This is a genomic window from Rhodothermales bacterium, from assembly GCA_041391505.1.
In the GTDB taxonomy this organism is placed as follows: Bacteria; Bacteroidota; Rhodothermia; order Rhodothermales; family JAHQVL01; genus JAWKNW01.
Genome location: JAWKNW010000023.1, coordinates 20,882 through 37,699, shown reverse-complemented (window position 1 = coordinate 37,699; position 16,818 = coordinate 20,882). Strand labels below are relative to the sequence as shown.

Genomic DNA, 16,818 nt, shown 5'->3' with positions numbered 1-16,818 from the left:
GAGCGACGCCGGCCGCACTGCATCGAGGCCGTATGGCGCGGGTGCGGCGATCCGTTGCGCGTGGCCGGAAAGCCGTATATTGCGGGATCTCTCCACCTCAATCCACCCCGTCATGATCTGCTCCATGCGTTTGCGCCCGCTGGCGATTGCCCTGTTGATCTCCCTCGTGGCCGCCGGCTGCGGCACGCCCGGCCTCGACAAACCCTTCGCGATCGAGACGGGAACGATCAGCGGCACGGCCGGCATGGACGCGTCCGTCCATGTATTCAAGGGCATCCCGTACGCCGCGCCCCCTGTCGGGGCGTTGCGGTGGCGCGCGCCGGAGCCGGCGGCCGCCTGGGAGGGCGTCCGGAACGCGGACACCTTCGGGGCGAGCTGCATCCAGAATCTGCAGGGATCCCGCGAGCCGTGGACGGAAGAGTTTATGGTTCAGGGCGAGATCAGTGAGGACTGCCTCTATCTGAACGTATGGACCGCGGCGGCGTCGTCGGAAGAGCGCCGCCCGGTGCTCGTGTACATCCATGGCGGCGGGTTTTCGGAGGGTTCGGGCGATATCCTGATTTACGACGGCGAGTCGCTCGCGAAAAAGGGGCTGGTGGTCGTTACGATCAACTACCGCATGGGCATCCTCGGCTTCATGGCGCATCCCGAACTCTCGGCGGAGGCCGGCGGCGCCTCCGGCAACTACGGGTTGATGGACCAGGTCGCGGCGCTCGCGTGGGTGCAGCGGAATATCGACCGCTTCGGCGGCGACCCGTCGCGGGTGGCGGTCGCGGGCCAGTCGGCCGGCGCGTTTTCCGTGCATTACCTCACGGGATCGCCCATGGCGCGGGGGCTGTTTCAGCGCGCGATCCTGCAGAGCGGGCCGGGCACCATCGCCGGCGTCGGTAGGCTGAGCACCCCCATGCTGGACGATGGGGAAGCCATGGGCGCCGCGTTCGCCGAGGCCGTCGGCGCTCCGTCGGTCGCGGCGCTGCGCGCGATGAGCTGGCAGGATCTGACGGCGCCGCGCGCCGGCATGCCGCCCGCCCGGTTCTGGCCGATCATCGACGGCAAGTTCCTGGAGGAAGACGTGGAGGACGCGTTCGCCGCCGGCCGGCAAAACGACGTGCCGACCCTCTCCGGGTTCAACGCCGACGAAGGCAGCGCCTTCATGGCCGCCATCTATCATGGCATCACCCCGGACGCCTTCGCGACGATGGCCATCAACCGGTACGGCGACATGGCGAAGGATTATCTGGCCGCGTACCCCGGCGCCACGGAAGAAGAAGCCACCGCCTCGCTGCAGGCATCGGCCCGGGAAGGCGGGATGGCCTCGCTGTTGCACTGGTCCGCCCTGCGGCAGAAAACAGCCCGGACGCCGACGTATCTCTACTACTTCGAGCGCGCGATCCCCTGGCCCGAGCATCCCGAATTCGGCGCGTTCCACACGGGCGAAGTCCCGTATGTCTTCAATAACCTCGCGCTCCTGAACCGGCCCTGGGAAGACGTGGATCGCCGGCTTGCGGATCAGGTCTCGTCGTACTGGGCCCAGTTCGCCGCGGCGGGAGATCCCAACGCCGCCGGCCTGCCGGCGTGGCCGGCCTTCGCGCCGGGCGAGGCCGTGATCCAGAATCTCGGCGCCACCGTGGCGCCCCGGCCCCTGCCGGCGCCCGAACGGTTGTCGTTCTTCATGTCGTATCTGGACAACCCGTGACTGCGCCCGAACGGCTGGCGGACCAGATACGGCGCGCGGTCCACGGACCGGCCTGGCACGGACCTTCCGTCCGCGAGGCGCTCGAGGGAATCACCGTAGCGCAGGCGGCTCGCCGGCACGACGGCGCGCACACGATCTGGGAGATCGTGCTGCACATCGACGTCTGGCAGCGGGTGGCACTGCGCCGGCTACGCGGAGACGCCTTCGAGCCGACCGCCGAGGAAGACTGGCCGATGCCTCCGCGCCTGGACGAACCGGGCTGGACGGACACCCTGGCCGGGCTCGACGCCGGCACCGATGCCCTGACAACGGCCATCGCGCACCTCCCGGCATCCCGGCTCGAGGAACCGGTGCCCGGAAAGCCGTATGCCCTGGGGATGATGCTGATGGGCGTGCCTCAGCACGCCGCCTATCATGCCGGCCAGATCGTAGTGCTGCGGAAGCGTCATACCGCAGCCTGAACAACCTTTTAGTATCGGCGGATGTCGCGTGAATGAATCTGCCTTAGGATTTTCTCATCTTTATTGCCGGTCTGCCCTATCCGACTACTCCTTTCGGGCGATACCATGTACTACAATTGGATGGCAGGGAGCGTCATCCAGAATCCGTTTTCGAAAGCTCATGCGTAGCAGGCCGTCGCGTTCGGCCCTGCGTGCAGTACGCGGAATGAGCCTGAACGATCGCTATCCTGCCTTTGTGATGTCAACGTACTGCTCTTCTCCCGAACGCTACCAATCCATGGTGTACAATCGATGCGGCCGCAGCGGCCTCAGGCTGCCGGCTCTGTCGCTTGGGCTCTGGCAAAACTTCGGGTGGCACGACGCCTACGATACCAGCCGCTCCATCGTGCTGCGCGCCTTCGATCTGGGGATATCCTGTTTCGATCTGGCCAATAATTACGGGCCGCCGTCCGGCGCAGCGGAGTCCACCTTCGGACATATCCTGGCGACAGACCTGGCGGCACATCGGGACGAGATCGTCGTCGCCACAAAAGCCGGCTTTCCGATGTGGGATGGACCTTATGGGGGTTGCGGATCCAAAAAACACCTCGTCGCCAGCCTGGATCAGAGCCTGAGACGGTTGGGCGTGGACTATGTGGATATCTTCTATCACCACCGTCCGGATCCGGAGACCCCCCTCGAAGAGACGGTACGAGCGCTGGACCAGATCGTACGAAGCGGCAAGGCCCTGTATGTCGGCCTCTCGAACTACGCACCGGAATACACCAAAAAGGCGGTAGCCATGATGCGGTCGCTGGGAACGCCCTGCATCGTGCATCAGCCGGCCTACAATATGTTCAATCGCTCGATCGAAGCCGGCCTGTTGCCCCTGCTCGGTCAGGCGAAGATGGGCTGCGTGGTGTATTCGCCGCTCGCGCAGGGGATGCTCACCAACAAATATCTCGAAGGCATTCCCGACGACTCGCGGGCCGGCAAGGCGCATGGGCTCTTGCAGCCCGAGCAAGTCAACGAACGCCGCATGACGCAAGTCCGCCAGCTGAATGAACTGGCCAAAGCCCGCGGGCAGTCGCTTGCGCAGATGGCGCTGGCATGGATACTGCGCCGGCCGGAGATCACGTCGGCCATCCTGGGGGCGAGCCGCGTGTCGCAGCTCGAAGACGCCATCGACGCGCTGCGCTCCGTGCTCTTCGACGAGGAAGAGCTGCACCGAATCGAAGATATCCTGGCCGGCTGACGATGGAGACGCCCGCACCACATCGGTTGACGCACGCCCGGGTCAGCGCGGCGGAACGGGTTATCGACCCCGTCTTTCTTCGCACGCCCCAGTATGCCTGCGAAGCGCTCAGCGTGGAACTCGGCATCGAGGTCGCGCTCAAAATCGAGACGCTGAATCCGATTCGCTGCTTCAAAGGCCGGGGAGCGGACTATCTGGTTGCGGAGCATGCGTCCGGCGTGCCGATCGTCACGGCCAGTGCCGGCAATTTCGGGCAGGCCATGGCGTATGCCTGCCGCAAGCGCCACATCGATCTTACGGTGTATGCGGCCACGTCGGCCAACCCCCTGAAACTCCAGCGCATGCGCGCGTTGGGAGCCAACGTGGTCCTCGCCGGCGACGACTTCGACGCCGCGAAGGAAGCCGCGCGGGAACGGGCGACGGCGAGCGGGGAACGGTTTGTGGAGGATGGAAAGGATATCGAAACCCTCGCCGGCGCCGGCACCATCGCGCTGGAGTGGCTGCGCGGCGATCAGGCGTTTGACACGCTGGCGATCCCGCTGGGCAACGGTGCCCTGATCAACGGCATCGCCCGCGTGGTGAAAGCCAGTCGTCCCGCCGTGCGCATCGTCGCCGTTCAGGCGGCGGGGGCGCCGGCCATGGTGGAGTCCTGGCGCGCCGGCCGGCTCGTGACGCACGATCGGGTCCATACGATCGCGGACGGGATCGGCGTCCGCATCCCGGTGCCCGAGGCCGTCGAGGATATGCGAGGCTTCATCGACGACGCCGTACTCGTCCCTGAGGAGGCCCTCATCGATGCGATGCGGCTGATCCACCGGCACGTCGGGATCCTGGCCGAGCCCTCGGCCGCCGCAGGCGTGGCCGCTCTGCTCACCGCCCGGGCCGCGTTCGCGGGCCGGCGGGTCGGCACCGTACTCTGCGGAAGCAATATGACCGACGAACAGCGGGTGCAGTGGCTTGGAAAGGGATGAGCCGCTGAAGCCCGGTTTTCGGTATTACCGGGTGACGTTCCCACTTCAGCGAAGCGATCGATGGATGCGGGATGCCGTATGCCTCCCGAAACACGCCATCGGGGATCCCGCATCCTCTCGACATCGGGCGCGAGGCCCGAATGGGCCTTGCCCGGGCCGCATGTTTTCCGTTTCGCTTACCGAATCTTCCCCCGGCCTGTGTACGAGGCGGGATTCGTTGTATATTGGCCTAGCCGGTCTCTGTAGCAGGATCCAGGGAGCGGCGTCAGCCGATTCATTCGCCGTATCGCCTCACGTCGCGCCGCACGCGACGCGGCGGTGGGCGCTTTAAGCACAGGGATACGATCATGCCAGTCCAGGTAGGCCGCCTCACGGTGTTGGTGCACGATTACAACGACGCGCTGGCGTTTTATGTCGACAAGCTCGGGCTCGAGGTCATCGCCGACCAGGAGGTGCCGCCTTTCCGGTTTCTCCATGTCGGCGCGCGCGACGCCGGCCTCGGGTTATGGCTTTGGATGGCAGACGATGAAAACCGCTACCTCGTAGGCCGGCAGGCGCTGGGGCACCCGCTGCTCGTTTTTTATACCGACGACTGCCGCTCCGATTACGAGAAGCTCTCCGAGCGCGGCGTCGTTTTCAAGCGCGAGCCGGCGGAATCGGGCGATCACATCGTGGCGCATTTCCTGGACCTGTACGGCAACGAGATGGTGCTCGTCCAGGCCAAAGGCCGCAGCGCGTCGGGCGACAAAGCCGTGCCGGGCGTTTAGTCGGCCTCCGCAGCAACCTGGAGCGCCCGTCTGGTTTCGTCGAGCTTGAAGTGCGCGATGAGCTGGCGCAGGTCGTCGGTCAACTGTTTTAGGTCGTCGGTGCTGTTTGCGATGTTGTTCAGGCCGACGGACGCGTCGTTGGTGGCGCGTGAGATCATGTCGACGTTCGAGGCGATCTGTTCGCTCGTGGCGGACTGCTCCTCGGACGCTGCGGCAATCTGCGTGACCATCTCCGTCGTACGGATGGTGCCGCCCACGATCTTGTCCAGCGCTGCGCCGGCCCGGTCGGCCAGCACGAGGCCCCGTTCCACCTCCTGGTTGCCCGTCCGCATCGTGTCCACCGCGCGCGTGGTCTCGCCCTGGATGTTTCGGATCATGCGGGCGATTTCGTTGGTCGCCGCCGTCGTGCGTTCCGCCAGGTTGCGTACCTCATCGGCGACGACGGCGAAGCCGCGACCCTGTTCGCCGGCACGCGCGGCCTCGATGGCCGCATTCAGGGCCAGCATGTTCGTCTGATCCGCGATTTCGTCGATCGTCTGGACGATCTCGCCGATGTGCTGGCTCGACGCCCCGAGCTGCTCGACGGTCCGGACGGAGTCGGCCACGATGCGCGCCAGCTGACGGATCATCTCCACGGTGTCCTGAACCACGGCGCCGCCTTCGCGGGCTTCCTCGCCGTTGCGCTCGGTCAGCTCCGCCGTATGCGAGGCATTCTGCGAGTTGTCGATGATGGTTTGAACCATCTCCTCCACGGCCAGCGCGACTTCCTGCGACTGCGTGGATTGCTGTTGCACGCCGGCGGCCAGTTCGCTCGTCGCCTGCCGGATCTGGTGGACGGTGACGACCGTCTGATCGATGCCGCGATCCACCTTCTGGAGCTTCATGCGGATGTTCGCCACGGCGTCGTTGAAGCCGGCGAACAGCTGGCCGACCGAGTCGTTGCGTTCGGCCTCCAGATGGACGGTCAGGTCGCCCTGGGCGAAGCGCTGCATCTGTGCGAGCATCAGGTCGAAGTGCCGGGCGAGATAGGCGCGTTCGGCCTCGCTATTCTGACGTTCGCGGTCCGATGCCTGCTTTTCGTTCTGGATGGCCTGCCGGGAATCTCGGATGCCGTCCACCATGTGGTTGATCGCCTCTCCGAGGAACCCGATCTCATCTTTGGCGCTGTTGACCGCCTTGCGGGTGAGGTCGCCGTTGCGGATGGCGGAAACGACCGCGTTCAGGTGCGCGAGGGGATCGACGATGAGCCGGCTGATCGTGCGCGAGGAGAACCAGGCGATCGCCAGCGCGGCGAGCAGGAAGGCCGCCATGCTCATCCAGCCGGTTGTATAACTGTGTTCGCTCGCCTGTGCGCTCACGACGAGGTCGGCGCGAATCGCCTCCAGCGCGACATCGCTGTGACGGACGATTTCCTCGAACACCTCGTCGAACTGCTCGTCGAGATCGCTGCCGGCCACCATGGCGCCCTGTTGATAGCCATCGTACCGCTGGTGGCCCACCTCGATCAACTCCTGGATGTGCGCGCGCATCTCGTGGATGGATTCGAGGGCCTCGTCGTTGGTGACCGGCAGGTAGACCTGCCCGTGCACCTCGCCGCCCGTGATGAGCGCGTCGCTCAGTTCGCCGGCCCCGCGCCAGAGCGCGAAGACGTTGTCGACATCCTCGCCCTCGTCGCCGGACATGATTTCCTCGAACCAGAGGTGCCCTTCCGTAGCCTGCTTCTGGATGCTGAGGAGGGCCGTCTGATGGGGCACCTCTTTACGAATCGTCGTGCGGGCCGCATCCTGCACGCGCACCAGCACGGCAAACGCCAGCAGGTTGCTGAGCGCCGCGACGGCAGCGAGAATGCCGAACCCGATAACGAGCTTGCGGCGAATGGGTAGATTAGCGAACGAGGTTGACATAGCCGGGTCATGAGTCTAGGGATCGATTCAATCCCCAATCCGGTGCCGGAACGGCCATCGCCTGCCGCCGAAGGGCGTACAGGCGATGGCCGCGTCTGTCAGACGTCCAGGCTATCGACTACGGGAATCCTGGAATCGGGTGTCCGTTCTCTCTGGCGAGCGCCGTGCCGCCTCGGATCGCATCGTCAGAATGCGATGCCGAGCCGCGTGCCGACCACGAATGCGTCGTTGAGTGTGGCGACGCCGCCAGGATTGTGGACGTACTGGATATTGGGTTGAATCGCAATCCACGGGAGTATCGACGTGCTGTACGTGATCTCAAATGTGATCTCGTCCGATTCCGGCGTATCGCCGGCGAGGCGCATGGCCTCCATCATCTGGCTGCCCTGGTGCGCGGTGGCCACGGCCAGGCCGAACTGGTCGTCGGGCCGGCTTCTGAACGGGCCGTTCACGGCGACGCCGGCCGCCCAGGCGAATGCAATCGGGTGTACTTCCGGGCTGGCCCAGCCGACACGTCCGTACAGCGACGCGCCGCGCGCGCCCTCCCGCGAGGCATCGTACAGGGCCTGCTCGCCGATGGCATAGATCCCGTAGCCTACGGCCGATCCGGCGCCGTCGAGCGTCTCGAACGGCTTCGTGTAGCGCCAGTAGCCGGCGCCCAGCTTCCGGCCCGGCGCGTTGGCCGGCACGATGCCGGCCTCGGAGGCCCACAGCCAGCCTTCACCCGGCGTGAACTGCACGCGCGGCGTGCCCGGCAGCCCGTTGCCCGGAACAGCCTCGATGAGCACCGTCTGCGCATAGAGCGAGGCCGTCGGCTGGATCAGCAGCCGGGTGGCAAACCCGGTGGCCGGGAAGATGGAGGGACCGTTCAGCCCGCTCTGGCTGAAATCCGGCCCGATCCCGTGCGAGCTGCCCAGATACAGGCCGGCGGTTTCGATGCTGGCAAATTCGCTGTTCAGGTCGTACAGACCCATCCGAACCGAGACGGCGTCGTTGAACAGGTTCTGCTGGAACCAGGCTTCGTAAAGCTGCCAGGCGCCCGGGGCCTCGATGTTGCTCACGCCCTGCAGGTCGCCGACGTAGTCGCTCAGCGCATCGCCATAATTTCCGAGCATATAGCCAAAAAACGACGCGCCCTGCCATCCCATCAACTCGTTCGCATCGACGCCGAGCGTGATGTCGACGTTATGCAGATAGGCGCCGTGTTTCTGGGCGCCACCGCGCACATTGGCGAAAGCGTCTACGGTGTAAGCCGCGTCGAAGGCGACGCCCTGGCTCATCAGGTTGGGGCGCAGCCCTCCCCAGCTGCCGGTCAGGTAATCCTGGTTGGACTGCTCGGACGGCGGAGCCTCCGAGGTCTGGGCATAGGCGTTCGCGCTGAAGGTCAGCGCCAGGACGAGGAGGGCATACAGGTGCGCATGGCGGCCAGTGGGTAGGCCAACGCGAGTCGACATACTCATGCGTTTCGATGGTATGGGCGCCGGGAGTGGGGGGGCGCGATTGTGGGGACCCTTGGGGCAGGGTTGGGATGAGAGTATCGACCCGGTGCCGGGCATCTTAAACGGAGGGCTGGAGCGCCCCGGGCCGGCTGCTCGGGGTTGTGCCGTGTAGGACAATTCGAGGGCATGAGATTGCGCCTCGCCCCCGGCAGACATGGGGCCCGGATATCCCTATTATGGCGGTCCGCAATTCACATCCCAGAGCGGTTGCGACCGAGTCGACCCATAACTGCAATCGCGCGCTCGTAGCAGTCTCAGCTTTCAAATCCCAGGACCTTCGGCCCTGTAATTTGACACCTGGAACTCCTGGCCCATTGGCAACGAAGCATCGCAAAGGCGCGCCGCTCGCATTTCAACGTCTGATCGTTTCCATGCTTGCATTTCCAGAGGATCATGCGGCCGCGCTTGACGCGCACTACGGCCGCATCTGTAGCGAATTGATAGGTCTCGTCCGCAGCGCGCACATCGATCTCGAAGAGTCGATCAAGCGCCGGGAGACCAGCTGGGACTATGCCTCGGAGTTTTTCGCCGCCCGCGAGCAGTTCGAGGCGCTGGTCGAGGACTACGAAGCCTACTATGCTCAGGCTGTCCTGCGCGCGGAGCCGACGCGCTGCGCGTCGCACATGGTCTGCCGGCTGACCGCCGAAGGCATCCTGCCGCTGCGCGTCAGCGAACGCGTGACGACGCTGACGGGGTATGCGTCCGACGGCGTCCAGGCCGATCTGTGGTCCATCGTTCATCCCGATCATCGCGAGGAAAGCCGGCAGGCGTTCGAGGCGCTCGCGGCCGCCATGCTGGATGGGCAGGTGGATCACACGGCCTTCATGCTGAAGCTGCGGCATCGCGCCGGCTGCACCATCTGGTCGCGCGTATCCGCCACCTACCTGCAGAACGTCGAGGCCCACCCGCATGTGGTAGTTCTGACGTTCAAGAACGACTCGGAGAAGCAGTGGGTGACGGTTTTTCTGGAGATGCTCGGCAAAGCGCGGGAGCAACTCAACCGGAGCTGCACGGCGCGGGGCCTGCTACGAGAGATCGATCGGTATCTGCGGCGCTTCGAGGCGGACGAAACCGAGCGCGCCGGCTTCCGCAAAAGCATCCCGGGATTTCTGGCCCAGGCCTCCACGCTCCTGGCCAACCACGTCGCCAACCAGTTCTTCCCCCGTTTTCGGCGCTAGGATCTCCGATCCGGCGCGGCTGGCGAAAAGACCTTGCGGGATGCTCAATGCCCGAGCAGGTTGCTGTTGGCTTCGCTCAGCAGCCAGTCGTGCTGGAAGAGGCCGAGCGAACCGAAGTAGCCGTACCCGTGCTCGACATTGCTCAGCGAGGCCGGCAGCGCGAGCGTTTCCGGGTCGAAAACATCTCCGGGCGGTGTCCACTGGTTATCCATGATCCGCGTACGGATGCCGATCGAGCACACGCGCCAGTCCGTGGAGCCCAGGCGCGCCTCGAGGCTGCGCACATCGTCGGTGAGGTTGATCCGGATCCGCCATCCCTCGTCGGTTGACACGCCGACCCGGCCGTAGGATACGCGGTTGGGCGATCCCGCGAAGCAGGTGCGGTCGCCCAGCTGGTAGACGATGTCGACATCCCAGAGCGAACGCACGTCGGGAAGCCGTATATCCTGATAGAGGCTCCCGTCCGTCGCGTCGAGTGCGGGCTCATCGATCACCGGAAAGATGCCCGACGTCGCCGGCACATGCGTCTCGGCGCTGGCCACCATCCCGTCGGATCGGCGGACTTCGAGCCGGTAGGATGTCGCGGCCTTGACGAAGAATCGGGTCTGGAAGACATGCCCGTAGCTGCCGTCCGCCAGTTGCTCCAGCGAATACCCCCACCGCACTTCCTGCCCCGTTTCGAGGTCGATGCTGTAGACGGCGGCGTCGATCTGGGCGTTCGGGTCGCTCGGTTCGAGGATGCGCTGCGAAGACCGCGTGATGGGGATCACCCGGATGGCATGCAGCGTGCCGGGCTGGAAATTCTTCGACTCGTCGAGGTAGCCGTACAGCGTGTAGTAGCGCTCATCATTGGCGTACGGATCGATAAAACTGTCCTCGCAGGCCGCGAACAGCACGCCGGCCAGCAACAACATCGCGACATGGAGGCGTCCGGGGGCCGTCATCAACGCAGCTCCAGCTTGAAACCGATGGACGGGATGAGCGGCAGCTGATCGACGCGCTTGAACGTGAAAAGGTCGAAATAGAACAGGTTGGATCGGTTGAGCAAGTTCACCACGCCGGCGCGCAGCGTCGCCACCGTGCGGCGCCGCTCGATCCGCCGTTCCAGCCAGACGTCGACGCGCTGATAGGCGGGCTGCCGGCCTTTGAACGGCTCGGCGTAGGCGATGCGCTCCAGCCCGGGCTCGTCGGTCACGTCGACATCGGGCGTCAGGATCAGCCACACATCGAACCCGCTCGACTGGGTGAAGGGGAAGCCGGTGCCGTAGGCCATCTGCACCGTCACGCCCAGCTCGCCCTTCTGAGCATGGAGGAGGGCGTTGATCTGGTGCCGGCGGTCGTGTCCGGGCGTGTATGTCACGGTCGGCGTTTCGTATTCGACGCGGGAGTAGGCATAACTCACGTAGCCGTCGAATAGCGAGCCCGCCCAGAAGGGCATGTCCTTGAGATCGACGCGGGCATCGATGCCGTAGGCCTGGCCGTCCGCCTCCTGGAGCCGGGTGGTGAAGGTGGGGAGGACGCTGAAGATGGGGACGTTCAGGTGGTTGAAATCCTTGTAAAAGGCCTCCGCGGCCACGCTGAAGCCGGTCTGTACCCGGTATTTGGCGCCCAGGATGCCGTGCATGCTGGAGGGGATGTTGCCCTCCTCGGGCACCGGCAGCCACGCCGTGAACAGGTTGCCGATGTCGCGCTCGTCGTTCAGCCCCACGATGGCCTGATGGTAGATGCCCCACGCCGCATTGAGCTGGAGGCCGTGCGCGGGGTCGCCGGGTTGGATGCTCATCCGGAGACGCGGGTCGATCCACTGCTGCGACCGGTCGGGGAGCCCGTAATACTGCACGCCGGGCGTCAGCTGCACGCGATCGCCGGCCAGCGGGATCTCGTATTCGACGTATCCGACGAGTTCGTTTAGCGCGTTCTCGGCGATGTCGGGCGTGTCCTGGAACTGGCCGCCCAGGCGATAGGAAAGGGTGGAGGCGCGGTAGTTGCCGCCTGCATGGATTTCGCCGCGGCGGAGGAAGTACGTAAGATCCAGCCGGCCCTCGATGCTTTCGATGCCGGCCGTCCGGTCGCGTTCATCCCGCGGCCCGATTTCGTTGGACATGTCGGAATAGCTGCCGGACAACTCGGCCAGGATCGGGAGGGTATCCGACAGGTACGTGTACCGGCCGCCGAATGCGGTGTTGTGCCAGGCCACTTCCGAACTGTCGTTCGGGATGTTGCTGTCCGCTTCGCCCAGCGAGGTTTTTTTGGTGGCCCCCAGCTCGCCCCGGTCGAACGTGTTGAGCGCCGACAGCGAGAAGCTATGATTCGGGTTGATGAAGGCGTGCACCTTGGCAAACTGGTCGCCGAAATGATAGGGCAGGGCGGTGCCGAGCACGTTGGGCATGATCTGCTCGATCAGCGACTGCCGGACGGAGCCGATGAAAGACACCCGATCCTTGACGAGGGGGCCTTCCACGCGGACCGTGCTCAGGAACGGGGCGACGGAGACGGCGCCGGCGAGGTTCTGCTTGTTGCCGTTGCGGGCCCGGACATCCATGATCGAGGAGATCCGCGTGCCGTGCCGCGCGCCGAAGCCGCCGGTGTAGACGTCGGCGTTGTTGATGATCTCCTCCGGAAAGGCCGAATAAAAGCTCAGGACGTGGAACGGCATATACACGGGCATCCCGTCGAGATACGCGAGGTTCTGGTCGAGCGCGCCGCCCCGGACGAAAAACTGCCCGCCCTGGTCGCCCTGGACCGTGACGCCCGGCAGGGTCTGCAGATAACTCGCGAGGTCGCCCGTGACGCCCGGCATCGGCACGCGCTCGATCTGCGCGGGGACGATGGATTCGAGGCCGGCATTCACCGCGCTCACGCCCGCCTCGGTCTCGGCCTCGACCACCACTTCGTTCAGCTCTTCCTCGCGCGCCACGAGCTGGATGTTGCGCTGCACCGACTCGCCGGCGGCGAGCGTGATCGCCTCCTCCTGCATCAGGTATCCGATGAAGGACACCTGGAACGTGTAGGTGCCGGCGGGAACGCGGTTGAGGATGTAGTACCCGTCGCCGTCCGTCGCCGCGCCGTAAAACGCGCCGTCCGTGTTGCGAAGAACGACCGTCGCGCCCTGGAGGCTCTGCTCCGTCGCCGCGTCGATCACGAACCCCCGGATGAGCGCCTGCTGCGCGGCGGCCGGGGCCGGCGTCCATGCCGCCAGCACGACGCAAACAGCAAAATAGAACAGGCAACAGGAAACAGGTGATGCCGGCTTGGGAAGTCTCTTCATGTTGCAGTGTTCAAATTGCCGTGTTCAATCTGCCGTGTTCAATCTACCGGGTGCAGGGTCATCGGACTACCATAACGCCTTGCATGATACGCCAGTGCCCGGGGAAGGTGCAGAGGTACGGATAATTGCCCGGTGCGGCCGGCGCCGTGAACTCCAGCGTGAAGCTTCCCCGGGGATCCACGAGCGGGGTCGAGGCGAGGACGGCCGGGCTGTCCGGTACATAGTTGCGGCTCGCCGCGTCCGGGGCGGTGACCATCGCGTCGGCCAGCGCGCCGACGGCCTCGGTGGCCCCCTGGTCGAGGATGAGCAGGTTGTGCTGCATGTCGTCGGGGTTGGTGAACACGATGCGCACCCGCTGCCCCGGCTTGACCGTGAACGTCGTCTGATCGTATTTCAACTGGCCGACCACGACCGAGAGGGCGACCTGCGCGACGTCGCCGGCCACCGCCGTCGTCGCGGTCCCGGCCGATGCCGCCGGCGTTCCGGCCACGTCGGCCGCGTGGTGCTTCAGGAATTGCTGCGCGAGCGGGATGTTGCGCTTCAGATCCTGGCGCTTTCCGCCCACGTACTCTTCCTCGACCGCATACCGCCACGCGCCGGCGAGGGACAGGCGCTGTCCGCCGGCCGTGAGGTACATGTCGTCGGCCACGCCCCAGAAGCCACCCCGTCCGCGCGGGTCCTCGACGCGGACGGCGATGAGGTTGGAGCCGCCCTTCAGCACGCCGGCCGGGATGGGATAGGAGCGGGCCGTGTCGAACCCGTCGACCATTCCGCCCACGCGCTGGCCGTTGACGTACACGACGTCGGTATCGTAGATGGCGCCGAGGTCGATGCGGGCCGCGCGGCCGGCCTGGCCGGCGGGCACGTCGATCGCCCGGCGATACCAGATCACGCCGTCGAACGCCGCGAACTCGGGCAGGTCGTCCCACTTCGCGGGCAGGTCCACGGTTTTCCACGCGGCGTCGTCGAAGCCGACGGGCGACCAGTCGGGCGCCGGGTCGTCTTCGCCCCGGGCGTAGCCGGCCGCCAGACGCGTGAACGCCGCGCCCCCGATGTCGGCCGAGTAGGCGTCGAGGTACCCGGAGGTGTGCCGGGCTGCGGCGATGAAGAGCGCCTCGGGGAGCCAGGTGTCTTCCGCGAAGCCGGGCTCTTTGCCGGCGGCATACAGCGCGGCGCCGGCGGCGTCGGAGGCCGGCAGCTCCGAGAGCTTGAGGATGACGGCCAGACGCGTGTGGGGGTCCGGGTCGTTGACGAGGCCGCTTTCGAGGATCCCGTCCAGGGTGGCCTCCGTGGCGGGCAGCACCTGCGCGGCCGCCTTGCGGACGCCGGCGGCGGGGTGCCGCAGCGCCTCGCGCGCCACGCCCAGCGCCTCGTCATTCGAACCGTCGAGCGCGCCGAGACCGTGCATCGTCCACAGGGCGTTTACGGCCGCGCCGTTCAGGCCGATGGCGTCGACCTTCCGGTTGCGGACGTGCGCATACAGACCGTTCAGCACATCCGTCTCGCCGCGCTCCACGAGGAGGCGCTGGGCGGTCATGCGCCAGAACAGGTTGTCGTCGCCCAGGGCGTCGACCAGTCCGTTCGGGTCGTCTTTCGAGAGCGACCGCGGCGTGTAGCGGGGGGCCTTCTTGTACGCCACCCGGTAGATGCGCCCGTGCACCTTGTCCCGCAGCGCGTTGACGTAGGCGTTGCCCCGGCCGTTGGTGAATCCCTGGGGCGTCGGGTTGTGCTGGACGATGAAATTGTACCAGTCGAGCACCCACACGGCGCCGTCGGGGCCCACCTCGGCATGGATCGGAGAGACCCATTCGTCGACGCTGGCGAGCAGGTTCCAGCCGTCCTTCTCCTTGAAGCCGGCGCCGCTGGGTTCGAGGATCGCCTCGTGCGTCAGGCCGCCGGTGGGTTCGTTGACCAGGGCGATCCGGTTCCAGTAGCGCTGCGGGAAGCTCCGGGCGGTGTAGAGGTTGTGGCCGGCCGCCGCCGTGAATCCGCCAAAGACATCTACCTGGCGGAAGTTCGGGGTGTTCGGGTGAAAGGCATAGTGCCCGTCGATTTTCTGCCGGCCGTTGCCCCGCAGCCCGCTCACGCCGGCGTAATACCGCTCCGGAATCGCGACATAGACGCTGTGCTCGTTGTTGGCCGTGGAGCCGAAGATGTCGAAGGTCTCGGAGAAGCCAAGCCCCCAGGTGTTGTTCGTGAACTTCGCCACCTGTTCGAGGGCGCTGCCGTCGCGCGGGAAGCGATAGACCCCCTGGATGAGCTCGACCGAGTCGCCGTCGACCACGCCGCTGAAGTCGCTGTAGCCGACGGTGCCCCAGTACCAGTTGTCGAAGCCGTATCGAAGGTTCGAGGGGCCGGCGTGCGTGTCGTACGTGCCCCAGCCCGACGAGATCACCTCGCGGACATCCGCGCGGTCGTCGCCGTCGGTATCCTTCAGGAAGAGGAAATTCGGCGCCATCGAGATGATCACGCCGCCGTCGGCGAAGGTGATGCTGGTGGGGATGTTGAGGCTGTCGGCGAAGACGGTGAAACGGTCCGCCTTGCCGTCGCCGTCCGTGTCTTCGACGATCTTGATCTTGTCGGAGCCGATGTGATCGGGATTGACGGTGTTCGGATAGTCCGTCGTTTCGATCACCCAGAGCCGGCCGCGCTCGTCCCACGCCATCGCGATGGGTTTGGCGATGTCGGGCTCGGAGGCGAAGAGCTGCAGCTCGAAATCGGGGGGCACCTGGATGTAGGCCATCGACGACTCCGGCGCGAACGGCTCCTGGAGCTCGAGCGGCGGGTCGCGTTTTTCGTAATTCGGGATGCTGTCGTGCGGCACGTACCGGAAGGGCTGGAACGAGAGCTGCTCCCAGCGGGCGCGCAGGTCGTCGCCCACGGCCCACAGGATGCCGCGCTTGACGAGGTCCTGAAACCCGGGATTATTCCAGGTGCGTTCGTCGTGTCCGTAGGCCGTATAAAAGACGCGGCCCTTACCGTGCGTGCGCGTCCACGTCCACGGTTCGCGATGGTCGCCTTCCACCCGCTCCATGAGCACGGTGCGGTCCGGGTTGTGCCTGGTGTGGACGTACGTCTCGTCCCAGGTCTCGAACGGCGCAAAGCCGGCGGTGATCGGGTGGGTGGCGTCGATGATCTCGGTCGTGAAGGTGCCGGTCTCGTGCGACGCGAACTGGGCGCCTACGAGGTCAACGAAGTCGTCGGAGTTGCGGAAGCAGTACGAGGCGGAGTGAAGGGGGATGAATCCCTTGCCCGAGGCCACGAAGTCCATCAGCGCCTTTTCCTGCCCCCCGGTGATCGAATCGTGGTTGGCGTACAGGATGAGGGCGTCGTAGCGCGCCAGATTCTCGGGGTTGAGGTCGTCCGGATCGTTGGTGTAGCTGACGTTGATGCCGTCCAGCGCGAGCGCCGAGGCGAGGATGGGCGCGTAGGCCTCGCTGTCGTGATGCCGGCTTGCGTGACCGAGGAACAGGACCTCGATCTTGCGGGGGCCCGTGTCCGCCGGCCCGCCCGGCCGGCAGCCGGTGGCGACGAGCGCCGCCAGCAAGGCTATGGGGAGGACGAGGCGGCAAAACCGCGAAAATTTAAGGGAAAGAGCGAATAAACGCGTCATTGCAGCGGGCTGTGAGGTTCGGTAGGTGTCGCCCGGGAACGGGCGAGCAGGCTGGGCATATCTTACCTGTTGCCGCCAAGAAGTGCAACGCGAAAAGACCTGGAATCAGATCGCCGGCGTGCCGTATCTTGGGCCCCACCTCGCAAGCCCGGGATCGGGTCGCCGCGAATAGCTTGATTACTCATGTTACGCAAGGCATCGTGTCCATCTGTGGATGCAAGATGCAG

Annotated in this window: 11 protein-coding genes; 6 read left to right on the top strand and 5 right to left on the bottom strand. The window is 65.7% G+C overall.

From position 1 onward, the window contains the following. The first annotated feature begins 112 nt into the window (after positions 1-112). From R2834_18620 to R2834_18600, 5 genes are all read left to right on the top strand, one after another. The gene (locus R2834_18620; protein MEZ4702353.1) at positions 113-1,696 is read left to right on the top strand and encodes a carboxylesterase family protein; all 1,584 of its coding nucleotides are present in this window, start codon (positions 113-115) and stop codon (positions 1,694-1,696) included. Then, positions 1,693-2,157 carry a DinB family protein gene (locus R2834_18615; protein MEZ4702352.1) on the top strand — a complete coding sequence of 155 codons (465 nt, stop codon included), beginning with the start codon at positions 1,693-1,695 and terminating at the stop codon, positions 2,155-2,157. Before R2834_18620 ends, R2834_18615 begins: the two co-directional genes overlap by 4 nt. A gap of 277 nt (positions 2,158-2,434) precedes the next feature. Then, positions 2,435-3,391 carry an aldo/keto reductase gene (locus R2834_18610; protein MEZ4702351.1) on the top strand — a complete coding sequence of 319 codons (957 nt, stop codon included), beginning with the start codon at positions 2,435-2,437 and terminating at the stop codon, positions 3,389-3,391. Between the two features lie 2 nt (positions 3,392-3,393). Then, the gene (locus R2834_18605; GenBank protein MEZ4702350.1) at positions 3,394-4,362 is read left to right on the top strand and encodes a pyridoxal-phosphate dependent enzyme; all 969 of its coding nucleotides are present in this window, start codon (positions 3,394-3,396) and stop codon (positions 4,360-4,362) included. 347 nt (positions 4,363-4,709) lie between these two features. Continuing rightward, a complete protein-coding gene (locus R2834_18600; protein MEZ4702349.1) occupies positions 4,710-5,129 on the top strand; it encodes a VOC family protein in 420 nt (139 codons plus the stop codon). Here the strand turns inward: R2834_18600 and R2834_18595 are convergent. After that, the gene (locus R2834_18595; GenBank protein MEZ4702348.1) at positions 5,126-7,033 is read right to left on the bottom strand and encodes a methyl-accepting chemotaxis protein; all 1,908 of its coding nucleotides are present in this window, start codon (positions 7,031-7,033) and stop codon (positions 5,126-5,128) included. The two genes, R2834_18600 and R2834_18595, sit on opposite strands and share 4 nt — an antisense overlap. Positions 7,034-7,218: 185 nt before the next feature. Continuing rightward, positions 7,219-8,487, bottom strand: coding sequence for a carbohydrate porin (locus tag R2834_18590; GenBank protein MEZ4702347.1), 1,269 nt, complete (start codon positions 8,485-8,487; stop codon positions 7,219-7,221). A 416-nt stretch (positions 8,488-8,903) separates the two neighbouring features. On the opposite strand from R2834_18590, the gene R2834_18585 reads away from it, so the two are divergent. Then, the gene (locus R2834_18585) at positions 8,904-9,710 is read left to right on the top strand and encodes a PAS domain-containing protein (GenBank protein MEZ4702346.1); all 807 of its coding nucleotides are present in this window, start codon (positions 8,904-8,906) and stop codon (positions 9,708-9,710) included. Positions 9,711-9,754: 44 nt separating this feature from the next. On the opposite strand, the gene R2834_18580 is transcribed toward R2834_18585, so the two are convergent. Genes R2834_18580 through R2834_18570 form a run of 3 tightly spaced genes read right to left on the bottom strand, consistent with a single transcriptional unit; the run spans position 9,755 to position 16,525 of the window. Continuing rightward, positions 9,755-10,654 carry a hypothetical protein gene (locus R2834_18580; GenBank protein MEZ4702345.1) on the bottom strand — a complete coding sequence of 300 codons (900 nt, stop codon included), beginning with the start codon at positions 10,652-10,654 and terminating at the stop codon, positions 9,755-9,757. After that, positions 10,654-12,978: a TonB-dependent receptor gene (locus tag R2834_18575; protein ID MEZ4702344.1), complete on the bottom strand. Its 2,325-nt coding sequence runs from the start codon at positions 12,976-12,978 to the stop codon at positions 10,654-10,656. Before R2834_18575 ends, R2834_18580 begins: the two co-directional genes overlap by 1 nt. Before the next feature lie 58 nt (positions 12,979-13,036). Then, entirely contained in the window at positions 13,037-16,525 is a 3,489-nt protein-coding gene (locus R2834_18570) for a ThuA domain-containing protein (GenBank protein MEZ4702343.1), read from the bottom strand. Positions 16,526-16,818: the final 293 nt, after the last annotated feature.

What these genes read in the sequence shown, in the direction of transcription:
- R2834_18620 (MEZ4702353.1), top strand. Translation starts at nt 113, where the DNA reads ATGATCTGCTCCATGCGTTTGCGCCCGCTGGCGATTGCCCTGTTGATC.
- R2834_18610 (MEZ4702351.1), top strand. Translation starts at nt 2,435, where the DNA reads ATGGTGTACAATCGATGCGGCCGCAGCGGCCTCAGGCTGCCGGCTCTG.
- R2834_18605 (MEZ4702350.1), top strand. Translation starts at nt 3,394, where the DNA reads ATGGAGACGCCCGCACCACATCGGTTGACGCACGCCCGGGTCAGCGCG.
- R2834_18600 (MEZ4702349.1), top strand. Translation starts at nt 4,710, where the DNA reads ATGCCAGTCCAGGTAGGCCGCCTCACGGTGTTGGTGCACGATTACAAC.
- R2834_18595 (MEZ4702348.1), bottom strand. Translation starts at nt 7,033, where the DNA reads ATGTCAACCTCGTTCGCTAATCTACCCATTCGCCGCAAGCTCGTTATC.
- R2834_18590 (MEZ4702347.1), bottom strand. Translation starts at nt 8,487, where the DNA reads ATGTCGACTCGCGTTGGCCTACCCACTGGCCGCCATGCGCACCTGTAT.
- R2834_18585 (MEZ4702346.1), top strand. Translation starts at nt 8,904, where the DNA reads ATGCTTGCATTTCCAGAGGATCATGCGGCCGCGCTTGACGCGCACTAC.
- R2834_18580 (MEZ4702345.1), bottom strand. Translation starts at nt 10,654, where the DNA reads ATGACGGCCCCCGGACGCCTCCATGTCGCGATGTTGTTGCTGGCCGGC.
- R2834_18575 (MEZ4702344.1), bottom strand. Translation starts at nt 12,978, where the DNA reads ATGAAGAGACTTCCCAAGCCGGCATCACCTGTTTCCTGTTGCCTGTTC.